Here is a 14,789-nt window from a genome sequence, read left to right as displayed (position 1 = left end):
AGATACCTCTTTAATTCTTGACCTTTATTTCAATTGTTCTTAATTATTTGACAAAGATTAAATTGCTAGCAAAATGAAAGTAAAATACAGTAATTAATGATTTACTAATTAGAGTTTTCTTAAGTAAATACATTTAGAATTGCTATTACATTTGAGAATGACTTTAACTGCCCAACAAATAAAAGAATGCCTTACTGAACCAGAAGCAGCAGCACATCTAGCAGACCTTGTATATATTCAAGATCAACATTTATCCATACATCGTAAAAAATATGGAAGAGGCTTTACTTATCTAGTAGATAATAAAACAAGACTAAGTGATAAAGATCAATTAAAACGCATTAAATCTTTAGTGATTCCTCCAGCATGGGAAAAAGTAAGGATAAGTAAAATCCCTAATGGACACCTGCAGGTAGTAGGACGCGATGAAAAAGGTAGAAAGGTATATCTATATCATGACATCTGGTCTCTATTACGCAATCAAACTAAGTTTTTTAAAATGTCCGCTTTCGCGAAAGCGTTACCTAAAATTAGAAAAAGACTGCAGCAAGATCTCGATCAAGATCAAATGACTAAGGAAAAATGTCTCGCTTTAGTTTTATCCATAATGGATGAGACCTACATAAGAGTAGGAAATCAATATTATGCAGATAAGAATAAAACTTATGGCCTCTCTACCTTAAGAATGAAACATGTGGACGATAGTAACGATAAAATCCAGTTCTCATTTACCGGTAAGAAAGGTGTGTCACAAAAAACAACTATAGATGATCCTGAATTAGTAGAATTAATTCAAGAATGTGAAGGTATTCCTGGATGGGAACTATTTCAATATTATGATGAGAATGGCGATCATCATTCTATAGATAGCTCGATGATAAACGATTACATGCATGAGATTGCTGGTGATATTTTCAGTGCAAAAGATTTTAGAACATGGGGTGCAACAAGAGAATTCTTCTTGAAAATGATTGACCTTCCCGAACCTACAACTGTTAAAGAAAGAGAAAAAAATATTTTACAAGGTTATGATACTGCTGCCGAAGCCTTAGGAAATACAAGATCTGTGTGTAAACAATATTATGTACATCCTCAACTACCTAATGTCTATGCCGAAGGCAAGTTTGCACCTTATAGAGAAAATTACAAAAACTACACGGATACTGATTTATTTGCAGCATCTGAAAAATGTGTTCAAGAAATTATTGATCAGTTTGAGATTGAATTTGCTCTAAATACAAATGATCAATAAATAGTGATCCAAAGTAAATATTATGGAGTAGTAATCTCCACATCTTTATTAAACTCTAATAACTTCTTTACAAATGAATCATTTGTTTCAGGACTGATATAAATTTCTTGATAGCCTTTATACTTAATTATCAAGCCTTTTCTAGCAGTAGCAGGCTTAATTCCTGACCAAAGACTTTTACCTTTTATTACTTCTTGTATACTTTTTGTGGAGATTGAGCCTCTTATTAGACCGCTTTTATATTTAAGGGACGTTTCTGTTAATTCATAACTGGTATCAAAGTAAACCCATAATAAATACACAACGACTAGAACACCTATAATATCTCCCAATAAAAATGCACTAAACAAAGGTGTATCAGATGTTATTCTCATAAAAACGACTATGCACAGAATTATACATACTCCAAATGTCACTAGCTGAAATAGAGGACCTTTACGGCTATTAAATTTCATTTTTTATGATCTCTATCATTACCATTTATAAACTATAATGTCGTCACCGTCTAAAGTAGCCATGTAACGACCTTTAGATTGCGCCACCTCACTTTTAGTCTTACCATATACTGGAAAATAAGGCACAACCTCTCCTTTACTGTCAAATATATAAACACGGTTTTCTCCTGTCTCCACAAGGTGAATAAAATCACCACTTTTTAAATGAGAAACTTGCGCAGGTAAATAGCTTCCATAGGGCAAATCTCGTTCTTCTCCATTTATTATAAGGTCATTATTATACTGAATTACTGCTACTTCATCATTTGCACTCAGTAAACACTCTTCTCCATAAGTTTCAATTGTTTTAATCTTTCCAGATGCTAGATTGATCTCCACATAATCACCTTTAGCAGTTAATGCCACCACTTTATTCTTATGGAAATAAAGATTGCTTATTAAATCTAGTTTACCATCAACCTTAGTTCTAGTTTTACCTACTCTATTTAAGATGGATATGGAATTGTCCGCTTTCGCAAAAGCGATATAATCCTTATTGCCTACCCTAAAATGTTTAGGACGTGAAGTAATCGTTGCTCCTTTTTTATATTGAAATCCATTAACTTCTTTTCCATCTCTATCAAACATAGTTAACCGGTTATTTTGAGCGATAAGAAAACGGTAATTGCGTTTTTTATCATAATCAAAAACACTCACTGGCTGTGTAATAGGATCTTTAAACTTTTTAGGATAAGTTGTAACATCCTTACCGTTTCTATCTAGAAAATAGAGAGTATTACTAGTATTGAACACCATTTGCTTTCTACCGTTTTTATAGGCGTCTGTCACCTCTATAGTTCCTAAAATAGGTCCATCTAGTGTTTTACTCCATAACTTCTTACCTGTTTCACTTAAAAGGTGGAATCTAAAACTATCATCTTGAAAAGCTACATCATGTTTTTTATTTAAGTGATTAGGAAACAAAAATGGGCCGTTAATAATTTTAGCAGGTGATTTATAGGTTCCTACCTGGCTCACCATCTGACTTGTAGCGGCGTCACTCACTTGTGGAATCAAAAAGTGATAATGCGCATACTCATCTTCATGTACAAACTGACTTACCATTAATGGAAACTCGCTTTCATTAATATTATTAATTAATTTCACATCGCTTTTCTGAGCAGTCGCTGCAATTTGTTTTAACTCCTTAGTGCTGGTGATTTTTAATAAACTGCTACTGCTACTCATATTTTTCATAGCTTCTTGCCACCATTCTTGCTCACTTAGAACTGTATTATTCTGAAAATTTGAAATAAACTCTTCTGGCGCAGTAGGACTGGTAGATAATATCAAATGCTGATTCAAAATGGTGACAAATCTGTACTTTTTAGACTTGATCAAAGGTTTTAAATCATTTGTACTGATAGGAGATTCTAATTCATAAATAGTTTGATCTCTATAAGTAAACTTTGCAGTAGAAAGACTGTCTAAATTTAAAAACACAGCCTCATAAGGTTTCATGGTAAATACCAGAGCTTGGGTTTTCTCCAGAGTTACCTCTGCCATTTCTTGTGTGTTATCGAGAATATCTTGTAACTGATCATTAATTTTTACCTCTTTACTGTGATAACGTTTCAAATTATCGATAAGTTGAGACGGATCTTTATAGGTGACAGATTTTAAAGTATTTAAACTGGTAGGCGTCACCTCTTGAATGCGATTTTCTACAACATCAATCTTGTTATACAAATCATGGTCCATCTTGAGACTGTCTTTATACGTAATGACTCCATCCATTTGAAAATGATTCTCAGATGGTCGCATTTCTAGCTGATACCATAAGGCATGATTACCATTATCATTAATATTCCTTCCTAATAAAAACTGTTCTAACCATTTTTTTTCGCTGGCTTTGATATAAATGGTAATATCACCACTAGTCCTTTGATAAATATCTTTGAAGCCATCGTTAAAAACATAATCATCAATATTTCTTCTTATTAAACTTTCTATGACTAATCTAGAATTACTAGCTAGATGTGCACCGTTATGATTTAAAGAGTAATATGTATGAGATGTTGTACTATTTTTTTGAATTTGCACACCATTGTAATCGATAAACCTACTTTGTGAAGTAGAATCCACGACCTTCTTTATAGGTGATGTAATCAATGTGATCACTACTTCATTTTTACCTTCTATACTCAAGGCGATTAAGGATTCCTCATCTACCTCATAGTTCTTAAGAAAAGAGCTCGCTTTTTTCACTTCTTCTAATCTTGATAAACCAGCAAGCTGTTCATACCATGGGTTGCTAGTAATCATCTGTCCTACATCTTCAAGATTATCTGCATGAATAATAACCTTAGAATCAGTAGGAATGCGGTTAATCAAATCTTTATTTACCTGCGGCTGGTCAGAGCAACCACATAAAAATATTGCTATAATGATGAGTAATAAAAATGGGCGCATTGAGTTATTTTTAAAGCACAAAAGTAACAAGTTAGTTTTTCTAATCATTGCAATCAACTACTAGTTATACATCTAATTTTAACTGACCAGGAAGCAACTTAAAAGTAGTGCGATGATAAGGTGTCGCTCCATACTTACTTATAGCAGCACGGTGCCTCTTTGTAGGATAACCTTGGTTATTCTCCCAGTCATATTCTGGGTGCTCTAGAGCTATACGTGACATAAAATCGTCTCTATATGTTTTTGCTAGGACAGAAGCTGCCGCTATATGCAAATATTTTCCATCTCCTTTTATGACTGTTGTTGCAGGAATTTTAGGATATGGATTAAACTTATTTCCATCTACAGCAATGTGCTCTGGACGTAATTTTAAACCGTCTATGGCCTGATGCATGGCAAGAATACTTGCCTGCAAGATATTGATCTCGTCTATTTTATCCATCATGACATGAGACACGTGATAATCCAGCGCCTGCTCCTCTATCAACGTTCTAAGTTCATATCTACGCTTTCGCGAAAGCTTCTTACTATCATCTAGTAAAACAGATTTAAAATCCTGAGGTAATATGACAGCTGCAGCAGTAACAGGTCCAGATAAGCAGCCACGTCCTGCCTCATCTGTACCACATTCTATAATATCTTTATGAATTTGATTTAAAAGCATTTTCAAAAGTACATAATAGCTGTGCTTTAAAATCGTTTAAATGGTTACTTTTGAACTCTGTTTTTTTGCAGCTGTATTTATGAATCGATTATTTATTCTAATATTTTGTTTTCCCTTATTCCTATTTGCACAGGAACAAAGGCTTCGTAATGAACTCACTACAGACCCTAATGAGCGACTGCAAACAAATAAAGAAGTAAATGTTGAAGGTGAAAAACCACCCATTACAGATTATCTCATCATTTCGCAAAAGCGAGACACTACTTATCTAGACACGACGCTCACTATGGCTAAGGATTTTAAGTTTAACTACTTGCGTAGAGATGATTTTGAATTAATGCCGTTTCATAACGTAGGTCAACCTTATAACCAGTTAGGTAAGTCCTTTGATCTAGAATTACTTTCACCTCGATTAGGTGCAAGAGCAAGACATCAAAATTACTATGAGATAAATGATGTAATGGATTATTATGTCCCGACACCATTAAGTGATCTATTTTTTAAGACTGCAGTAAATCAAGGTCAGCAACTAGAAGCGCTTTTCACCTCAAACCTTTCTCCTCAATTCAACTTTTCTATAAGTTATAAAGGTGTACGTAGTGCAGGAGATTATGTAAATACACTTACGAGCTCAGGGAATTTTAAATTTACTTCTAACTATACTTCAAAAAACAAGCGTTATAGATTGAGACTTCATACTACCTTTCAAGATCACCTCAATGAGGAAAATGGAGGAATAGAAGCTGTTTCCCTTCAAGGTTTTATAGATAATGATGAAAACTTTGACAATCGTGGAAGAATAGAACCTAATCTTATTGATGCAGAAAGTATACTAGATGGCAGGCGTTTTTACATAGATCATGATTATGAATTAATAGGTAATAAAGACAGTACATCTTATTACAGCGGTCGCATTTACAATAAAGCTTATTATGAAGATAAATTTTATGAATTCAACCAAAGCACCGCAGATGAAGCTTTTCTAGGGGAAGCTTTCATATCTTCTAGCTTAAGAGATAAAACTAATCTCGAGGAAGGAATGATAGAAGCTGGTGTTTCTTATGATCACTATATTTTAGGATACTTCAAAGCTGGTGTCGCAAGGCATAAATATAACTATGGTTATGATAGAGTTATTAATCAAGATAACGGTACTATAACTAATAGATTGATAGGTGAATTATATCAATTCAAAGCGCAATTTAAAAAACGAATAGGTTCATTTGACGTTAAGGCAAATGGTGGCGTCAACTTTGCGGGAGATCTAGATGGCCAGTTTATCAATGGCCAGGCATCTTACGACTTTAAAGATATGAGCCTAACAGCCGCTCTAGCTATAAGCTCTCGTGCTCCAGATTTTAATTATATACTTCATCAAAGTGATTACGTAAATTATAACTGGCAAAACAGTTTTAATAATACAGAGAAGCAAGAGCTGCGTATTGACTTGGATTCAAAAAAATATTTAAATGCCGAAGTAACTTTCACAACTATACAAAACCATGTATACTTTGCTCAAAATCTTATTACAGATACTAATAATGAGGTGACCGGCTATACTGCGACGCCACTTCAGACCAGCGATGACATTACTTACTTTAAAGTAAAACTGAATAAAGACATTACGTTTTTGAAGTATTTTGGTTGGGATAATACGGTAATGTATCAAAACGTTACACAATCAAATGATATAATTAACGTACCAGATTTAACCGCAAGAACAACGCTTTATTATAAAAACAGATTATTTAAAAATGCTCTGTTATTGCAAACTGGTATCACCGCAAAGTACTTCACAGAATATTATATGGACGGTTATGATCCTGTATTAGGCGAGTTTTATTCTCAAAATACCGATGAATTAGGCGGCTTTCCTCTTATAGACATATTTGTAAATGCCAAAGTACGCCAAACAAGAATCTTCTTTAAACTAGAACATGCAAATCGTATTTTTTCCAGTAATACAGATTACTTCAGTGCACCACGTAATCCTTACCGTGACTTCACCATTCGTTTTGGGCTCGTCTGGAATTTTTTCTTGTAATTTTTCTTAAAATAATTAACTTTTAAAAAGTAAAATTAAAAATAACTTAACAAACTGTTACATATTATGTTAAATCACAGTCAAAGTTAGTTAAACAACAAACCATATTAGGCTTGCTTACGTTAATATTGGGGAAATAAAAAAACTAATTTATGAAAACTAAGATTTTAAGTATTGGTATCGCATTTTGTGCAATAGCATTCACATCTTGTGATAGTGATGATGACAACAACAACGCTCCTGATAATACAAGAGCAGAGCTTTATGCCACTAGTGTATCTAATGGCGATGTAACTGTTTACGACTTTGCAAATAATGCCGAAGTAACAACACTAACGACGGCATCTACCTCTAATGAAGGTATACAATATGATGCCTCTTCTGATGAACTTTTTGTAGCCTCACGTTCTTCATTAAGACTAAATAGCTATGTAAACGTAGAATCATTTTTAACTGGAGGAATTTCTGCTGTGGTAGGTGTAAATGGCTCAGTAGACTTTAACAGCCCGAGAGCATTAGCATTAAACGGTAATTCTATCGTAGTGGCAGATAATGGGACAAACACGTTTTACGTTTATACACGTACAGCAAATGGACTCACATTGAGAAATCAATTTGACGTGAATTTTGCAGTTTGGGGTGTAGAATTTGTAGGAGACGATTTATATGCTGTAGTCGACCAGACAGGAGATCTAGCGATCTTTAATGATTTCTTATCTAATACCACAAGCGGTACTCTAGCAGCTAGCAAAACTATTACTATTGAAGGTATCGTTAGAACACACGGTATTGCTTATGACGCTACTGATGATATATTAATCATGACAGATATAGGAGCCGCTTCTGGAGCTGGTAGTGATACAGATGGTGGTTTTCACGTAATTAATAACGTAAGAAGTAACATCGCTAACGTAGCAGATGGTGGAACTCTTGCTATCGCGGGAATTCAAACTAGAGTTGCAGGTGCTGCTACATTATTAGGTAACCCTGTAGATGTAACTTATGATACTGCGACTAACACAGTTATAATTGCCGAAATTGCAAATGGCGGTGGACGTATCTTGGGATATAACAACTTTGAATCAGGTGGTAACTTAACACCATCTATAAACAACACACTTGCAGGAGCTAGTTCTGTAGATTTTTATTTAGGTAACTAGATATCAATCATTTTTATACCAAGAGGCTACCTTTAACTAGGTAGCCCTTTTTTATTACTTACATTTTCCTTAACATAACATGTCATATATTTGAACTGTGCAAAAGTATCAACACATAATCGCTTCCTTCTTACTGTTGCTGTTTATAGCAGCACAGACATCTATGCTGCATGAGTTTTCTCATGAGGACGATGCGCAAGAATGTAACATTTGTTTACTTGCACATGATTTTCAATCTGAGTCTATTGATATAGCTCCAGCCATTGAAATTCCCACACAGGTAAATTCCCATGTAAAAAGAGAGGTCATTATTGATCTCGCTTTCGCGAAAGCGGAATCACTATCAAAAATCTACACCACACGGCCACCGCCGTTTTCAAGCTACCTATAAGTAAGCGGGCGCTTTGCCCTAGTCCTAAGTAGTAATTTAATTATCCCATATGTTTATCAAGCATTTTGTGGCAATAGTCTTTTTTATAAGCTGTTGTTACAGTAACGCACAAACATGTGATTTAACCCTAAAGGGAAAAGTCACAGATTTTCATGATGTGCAACCGCTAGAATTAGCGCAGATCTATGTAAAACAAATGCAAAAAACCTACATCTCAAAGGCTGATGGCACCTATGAGATTACCGGCCTGTGTGCTGGCATCTACGATTTAAGCATATCTCACTATGATTGTAATACTAAGAATATTACAATTAATATAGATACCAATAAAACAGTAGATATAAAACTAGAACACCATATCAGTGATCTCGAAGAAGTAAAAGTCATTGCAGATGTTCATGATAATCATTCCAGCACTCAGTCCAGTACCAGAATTAAGTCTGAAACTATAGAAAAGTTCAGTGGAGCTTCATTAGGTGATGCGCTAGCAACAGTTCAAGGTGTTACCTCGCTTAAAACAGGAAACAGTGTAGTAAAACCGGTTATTCACGGACTTTACGGCAGTCGTGTAGCTATCGTTAATGATGGTTTAAGACAGCAAGATCAAGAATGGGGCGTGGAGCATGCTCCTAACGTAGACATCAACTCAGCTAGCAGTATAGAAGTTATAAAAGGTGCCAGCGCATTGCGATATGGAGGCGATGCCATCGGTGGTACGATAGTCATTGAGCCATCTCGAGTAATTTCTAAAGATACGTTGATGGGGCGCGCTATCCTCCAAGGCCAGATTAATGGACGTGGAGGAAGTGCCACAGCTACTGTTAATAATTACCGTAATTCTGGCTGGTATCAACAAGCGACTCTTACCTACAAAAGATTAGGAGACTTTGAGTCACCAGATTATATTCTCAGTAATACAGGAAGTGAGACCGCTGCAGTTAATATAGCTTTAGGATTTAAGAAATTTGAATATGGAGCAAGTCTCAAATATTCCTTCTATGATACAGAAATAGGGATCTTGCGAGCTTCCCACATAGGTAACGCTGCAGACCTTGTCACCAGTATCAATTCTGGACAACCTACTATCATAAATGATTTTACCTATGATGTAAATGCTCCTAAACAAGCTGTTCAACATCATGGCATTCAGTTCAATACCTATAAGAGATTTGCAGGTTTAGGAAAACTAGATGTAGATTATGCTTTTCAGTTTAATAATAGAAAAGAATTTGACATACGTCGTGGTGAGAATGCAGGGAACGCATCGTTAGACATTGACTTACAAACTCATACTATAGCTGGTCATTTATTGATAGATGCTTTAGAAGATTTTACAATTCAATTAGGAACTGATGCGATGTACCAAATTAATAGTCCAGATGCTACCACAGGAGTGCGCCGTCTTATCCCAGATTACTCAGCTTACAGAATAGGTGGTTTTACTAGTGCGCTATATGAACCTAATGAAAATTGGATCCTTGATGCTGGTGTCCGTTTTGATTATTATCAAATCGATGCTGATAAGTTTTACCTGCAAAGTCGTTGGGAAGATTTAGGTTACGACACTCAGTACCCACAATTTGAAGTGAATGAGCAAGGAAATCAGATTCTTACAAATCCAGTTTTGGATTACAATCTTTTTGCGTTTACTGCTGGAGCAAAGTACTTTTTCAATGATCATTTCGATCTAGGAATAAACCTAAGTACGGCAAATAGAGCTCCTAACCCTAGTGAACTTTTTAGCGATGGATTGCACCATGCTCTTGCCACTATAGAGTTAGGTAGTCTAGATCTTGAAAAGGAACAGTCGTATAAAATCAACACTAATTTTCATGTTCAGCAAGGCAAATTTGACTTTGAGGTAAATCCTTATACAAATAGAGTTCAAAACTTCATACAGTTGATTCCTACAGGTGTAGAAACCACAAATCGTGGGGCGTTCCCTGTTTTTGAATACGAGCAGGTAAACGCTCTTTTGTATGGAATAGACGCTCATGCAACTTATGATTTCTACACAAGAAAACGCTCAAAAGAAATGAAGTCTAATCCTAATGAGATCATTTACAATGTGGAAAAATTGATCTCATTATCGACTCGTTTTTCTTATATACATGGAACTGACACATCTAACGATGAGGCGCTTATAGACATGCCACCTGCACAAATTCAAAATGACCTCATCTGGCACGACGTAGCTGATACTGGAATTAATTTTCAACTTACACATCAATATGTATGGCAACAAAACAGATTTCCTGATAACGATTACGATGTTCTTGTCCCACTGGATGACGGAACTTTTGAAAACCGTACCGTTCAAATATCTCAAACTCCAGAAGCTTATAGTTTATGGAATGCTGGTTTCAGTTACGCTTTCGCGAAAGCGAAATTATCCATAACATCTAATAACATTTTCAACACCTCTTATCGCAACTATCTTAATAGACAGCGCTTTTATGCTGATGAAGTAGGTCGCGATGTACAAATTCAATTTATTTATAATTTTTAACTTTTTAACTATGAAAAAAACAATTCAAACCCTAGCAATGGCTGCCATCGCAGTAGTGAGTATGACATCTTGTGAAGATGATGACGCTCCACAAATTATTAATCAGGAAGAGGTGATAACCACTGTTACTTATACTTTAACAAATGCAGCAGACACTACTGATACAGTTATTCTTAGATCTGTAGATGCAGATGGTGAAGGACCTAACGCACCTGTAAAAACTGTTTCTGGAACATTAACTGCAGGAGCAAGTTACAATGGAGAAGTTCGCTTTGAAAATGAATTAGAATCACCTGCTGAAAACATTACGTTAGAAGTAATTGAAGAAGGAGACGAGCATGAAGTGTTTTACAACAGCACTGTTTCAGGTGTTTCTATTTCAAAAACTGATGTAGATGTAAATGGAAATCCTATAGGAGTTACTTCAACATTATCAACTGGTGCTGCAGGAACTGGAAGCTTATCTATAGTATTGCGTCATGAACCTACAAAGCCTAACAACGGTACATTATCTGATGCTGGTGGAGAAACTGATGTACAAGTAACCTTTAATGTGACTGTACAATAGATTGATTTATCAATTAGCCCGTCGGAAGCTCTTTGAAACATAGGTTTTAAAGGGCTTTTTTATTTAGTCGCATGAATAATAAGAAACTACATATTTATCTACACCTTTAGACTGAATGGTTAGATCTGTAGTAGCCTCTAAATCACCAAATTCTACTCTTTCTTCACTTTGCTTATTTGATACTGGTGGAATTATCTGCCCGTTTTGGGTTTTAAAAAAATGATCAAGGACCTGTTTAAAGTAAACTTCATTTAACGTTGCGTCTTCATAAGTATAACTATAATCCTTGCAACCATCTAACTGAGTTTCTATTGATTTACCGTGTTCATACCATTTTGTCAATTGATCTGTTTCATAAGTAGTATTTGAATTAGTCAACTCAATAATTACGGTATCATTTGTACTTCTTAAAAAAGCCCCTAAAAGATTTATACTGGGATTACCTTTACCATCAATACCTGTTATCGATAATTTATTGCTGTAATGTACACTGAATGTATAGGCATCCTTATTTTTCACCTTTACTTTAATCCAGTAGCCGTTAAGAATAATATCGTTTGAGGCAAAATACCTCTCCTTTAAGACATTGGATTTTTTCTTAATTATCGTATCTCCAAAATTTAAAATGGCAATCACTTTTGCATCAAATTTAGGTTGCTCATATACTTTTGCTCCTTCTGGATTTATAACTACATATTTTTCCATAGCGGTAACAGTAGTGAAACAAAGAAGATAAATGGATAAAAAAATAAGGTTTAAATATTTATTCATGGTAATTAAAGGTACAAAAAAAACCGCTTCATTTCTGAAGCGGTTTTCTATATAAAAATGTAGATAAGTTAATCTACAGCATCTTCAACATCATCTGCTGCGCTATCTACAGCATCTTCTATTTTTTCACCTGTAGATTCTTCTCTACAACTTACTGTACCTAATGTAAACATGGCAGCTATTGCTACTACAAAAACTTTTTTTAACATAATTGATAAATTTTAATGATTGATTTTTATGATTATAAAGGCTTTCTACCAGAAATAATATTAATTAGAATAACTATAACTGCAATTACAATTAATGCATGAAATAATCCTCCTGTTGATAATCCTGGGATCACACCTAGTAGACCTAATACCCATCCTATTATACAAATTACGGCTACAAGCCAAAGTAAACTTCTCATAATATATATTTTATTGGTTCATGATAAAAGTAATACAAGAAAATTGAGTTAAACGTTAAACAAACAGCAATTTTAAATTTTTTAACTAAAATATGTAAGGATTCTGAATTTATGCGACCTGATGTAACTATTTTTTAAATTACCGTAAAAATCAATTAATCAAAGAGTTAATCCTAAACAAGTAGGTTAGCTGCAACAATGCGTTTCTAAATATTCTCATATCTGCACGTAGTAATTTAAGATGCCATAAACATGAATGATGAATTTAAGTGTTTACCAAATTATAATAGATCTTGCCTAGAGTAATTAAATAAATTATACCGCTTTACTTAATACTTCTCTGGATTATCAATCACATCTTGTGCTCTATTTTTATGTTTTTGTAATAATTCTGGATCCATTTTCTTAAGCAAAGCCATCATCATATTCATACGCTGGTTAGAAGCAAAATGTTCCTTTTTCTCGTCAAGAAAATTCCAATAGAGCGAGTTGAAAGGGCAGGCATCTTCTTCAGCTTTTTTCTTGCTTACCTTATACGCACAACTTTTACAGTAATTACTCATTTTGTTGATGTAACTACCACTACTTACGTATGGTTTTGTAGCTACAACGCCACCATCTGCCCATTGCGACATACCTCTTGTATTAGTAATTTCTACCCATTCTATAGCATCTATATAAATTCCTAAATACCACTCATCCACATAACTGGGCTCAGTCATATTAAGAAGTGCAAAATTACCGGTCACCATTAATCGCTGTATATGATGCGCATAAGCGTTGTCCAATGAGTTGTTAATAGCATGTTTTAGACAATTCATCTTCGTCTCTCCTGTCCAATAAAACTCTGGCAGCTTATTTTTGTTTTCTAACTTATTCTTAGTTTGATAATCTGGCATTTCCTTCCAGTAAATACCACGCATAAACTCACGCCAGCCCAGAATTTGTCTGACAAAACCTTCTACTTGAGAAATATCTATTTTAGGTTTCCCGCTTTCGCGAAAGCGAGACAAAACCGTCTGAATAACCTCTAGTGGAGAAAGTAATTTGCAATTCATCGCAAAACTTATTCTAGAATGGAACAGGTAATCTTGGTCCGTGTGCATGGCATCTTGAAAATCGCCAAAATGCACCAATAAATGCTCGCAGAAATAATTTAAAACATCTAGTCCGTCTTGTCTTGTCGTAGGCCAGTTGAAATTTTCTGGATCTATACGACCTATAGTTTTTACTCCTTGTTGATCTAGTAAATCTGTAATTTCTTTGACATCTTTTCTAAAACCACGCTCATGTGGGATTTCGGTTTTTTCATCCCATTTTTTACGATTGCTCTGGTCATAATTCCACTTGCCACCTTCTGGCTCCTTATCGCCCTCAATCATAATATCGTATTTCTTGCGCATATCGCGGTAGAAATATTCCATAGTTAGGCGCTTCTTACCTTCAAAAAATTTCTCTACATCTTTTCTTTTGGTCAAAAAATGCTCGGTATCATAACCTTGCCACTCTATATCAAGAGACTTGCAAAAATCTTTAAGCTGTTGATCTAGTCTCCATTCATCTGGCGCGAGGTATTCAAACTTTTCAATATTCTGCTCTTCAATAAGTTGTTTTAAGTTATCTACTAGATCTTGCTGGTTACGATCATCATCAAGATTATAATACTCCGTATTCCAGCCTCGATCCTGCATCCATTCATTAAAACCGCGCATGGCCATGAAAAAGGCGACTACTTTTTGAATATGATGCGTCACATAGTCCGTTTCCTGGCGCATCTCGGCCATAAAGTAAATATTATTGTCTTGATCTTCATTGAACCATGAATGCTTATGATTTAATTGATCGCCTAATATTAATCTAAGTGTTTTCTGAGACATTGTGTAACTTTTTTAACATGCATGCTACCTATTAATTAAATGTTCTATTATGAAAATTTCTAAAACTTTACTTTTCGGTGCTACTGCTTTATGGTTGTTGATCCTTGCTTACTTTTCTTTTTTTACTACAACTAGCGCTTCTACCAATCTAATGATTTATACTACTGGTCAAGGGTTTTTAATTGCGCTTCTTATTCCTTACTTAAATCAACGCAAAAAGAACCGAGCAAGTAAATGC

At 34.8% G+C, this 14,789-nt stretch carries 14 protein-coding genes; 7 read left to right on the top strand and 7 right to left on the bottom strand.

The window, feature by feature from the left end:
• Positions 1-157: 157 nt before the first annotated feature.
• Entirely contained in the window at positions 158-1,252 is a 1,095-nt protein-coding gene (locus A9Q93_RS01175) for a DNA topoisomerase IB (protein ID WP_303685549.1), read from the top strand.
• Positions 1,253-1,272: 20 nt separating this feature from the next.
• Here the strand turns inward: A9Q93_RS01175 and A9Q93_RS01170 are convergent, their stop codons facing one another.
• From A9Q93_RS01170 to A9Q93_RS01160, 3 genes are all read right to left on the bottom strand, one after another.
• A complete protein-coding gene (locus A9Q93_RS01170) occupies positions 1,273-1,707 on the bottom strand; it encodes a PH domain-containing protein (protein WP_303685548.1) in 435 nt (144 codons plus the stop codon).
• An 18-nt stretch (positions 1,708-1,725) separates the two neighbouring features.
• Positions 1,726-4,158 carry a hypothetical protein gene (locus A9Q93_RS01165; RefSeq protein WP_303685547.1) on the bottom strand — a complete coding sequence of 811 codons (2,433 nt, stop codon included), beginning with the start codon at positions 4,156-4,158 and terminating at the stop codon, positions 1,726-1,728.
• Between the two features lie 64 nt (positions 4,159-4,222).
• Positions 4,223-4,822 carry a ribonuclease HII gene (locus A9Q93_RS01160; protein WP_303685546.1) on the bottom strand — a complete coding sequence of 200 codons (600 nt, stop codon included), beginning with the start codon at positions 4,820-4,822 and terminating at the stop codon, positions 4,223-4,225.
• A 40-nt stretch (positions 4,823-4,862) separates the two neighbouring features.
• Between A9Q93_RS01160 and A9Q93_RS01155 the strand changes: the two genes are divergently transcribed.
• The 5 genes from A9Q93_RS01155 (at position 4,863) to A9Q93_RS01135 (ending at position 11,494) form a co-directional block, all read left to right on the top strand.
• Positions 4,863-6,866 (top strand): putative porin, encoded by a 2,004-nt coding sequence (locus A9Q93_RS01155; RefSeq protein ID WP_303685545.1) that lies wholly within the window; start codon positions 4,863-4,865, stop codon positions 6,864-6,866.
• A gap of 152 nt (positions 6,867-7,018) precedes the next feature.
• Positions 7,019-8,026, top strand: a complete 1,008-nt coding sequence (locus A9Q93_RS01150) for a hypothetical protein (protein WP_303685544.1) — start codon at positions 7,019-7,021, stop codon at positions 8,024-8,026.
• A 97-nt stretch (positions 8,027-8,123) separates the two neighbouring features.
• On the top strand, positions 8,124-8,417 hold the full coding sequence (locus A9Q93_RS01145; RefSeq protein ID WP_303685543.1) for a hypothetical protein: 294 nt from the start codon (positions 8,124-8,126) through the stop codon (positions 8,415-8,417).
• A gap of 49 nt (positions 8,418-8,466) precedes the next feature.
• Positions 8,467-10,926, top strand: a complete 2,460-nt coding sequence (locus A9Q93_RS01140) for a TonB-dependent receptor (RefSeq protein WP_303685541.1) — start codon at positions 8,467-8,469, stop codon at positions 10,924-10,926.
• 10 nt (positions 10,927-10,936) lie between these two features.
• A complete protein-coding gene (locus A9Q93_RS01135) occupies positions 10,937-11,494 on the top strand; it encodes a type 1 periplasmic binding fold superfamily protein (RefSeq protein WP_303685540.1) in 558 nt (185 codons plus the stop codon).
• 63 nt (positions 11,495-11,557) lie between these two features.
• Here A9Q93_RS01135 and A9Q93_RS01130 read toward each other — a convergent pair whose 3' ends face one another.
• The 4 genes from A9Q93_RS01130 to A9Q93_RS01115 form a co-directional block, all read right to left on the bottom strand.
• A complete protein-coding gene (locus A9Q93_RS01130) occupies positions 11,558-12,265 on the bottom strand; it encodes a hypothetical protein (RefSeq protein WP_303685539.1) in 708 nt (235 codons plus the stop codon).
• A 68-nt stretch (positions 12,266-12,333) separates the two neighbouring features.
• Positions 12,334-12,474: a hypothetical protein gene (locus tag A9Q93_RS01125; protein WP_303685538.1), complete on the bottom strand. Its 141-nt coding sequence runs from the start codon at positions 12,472-12,474 to the stop codon at positions 12,334-12,336.
• A gap of 32 nt (positions 12,475-12,506) precedes the next feature.
• Positions 12,507-12,674, bottom strand: coding sequence for a lmo0937 family membrane protein (locus A9Q93_RS01120; protein ID WP_015362854.1), 168 nt, complete (start codon positions 12,672-12,674; stop codon positions 12,507-12,509).
• A 329-nt stretch (positions 12,675-13,003) separates the two neighbouring features.
• Entirely contained in the window at positions 13,004-14,551 is a 1,548-nt protein-coding gene (locus A9Q93_RS01115) for a cryptochrome/photolyase family protein (protein ID WP_303685537.1), read from the bottom strand.
• 49 nt (positions 14,552-14,600) lie between these two features.
• On the opposite strand from A9Q93_RS01115, the gene A9Q93_RS01110 reads away from it, so the two are divergent.
• The coding region (locus A9Q93_RS01110; RefSeq protein WP_303685536.1) for a hypothetical protein at positions 14,601-14,789 on the top strand (189 nt) is incomplete at its 3' end.

Source organism: Nonlabens dokdonensis (genome assembly GCF_002162835.1).
GTDB classification, from domain to species: domain Bacteria; phylum Bacteroidota; class Bacteroidia; order Flavobacteriales; family Flavobacteriaceae; genus Nonlabens; species Nonlabens dokdonensis_B.
This window is presented reverse-complemented; position numbering and strand designations above follow the sequence as displayed.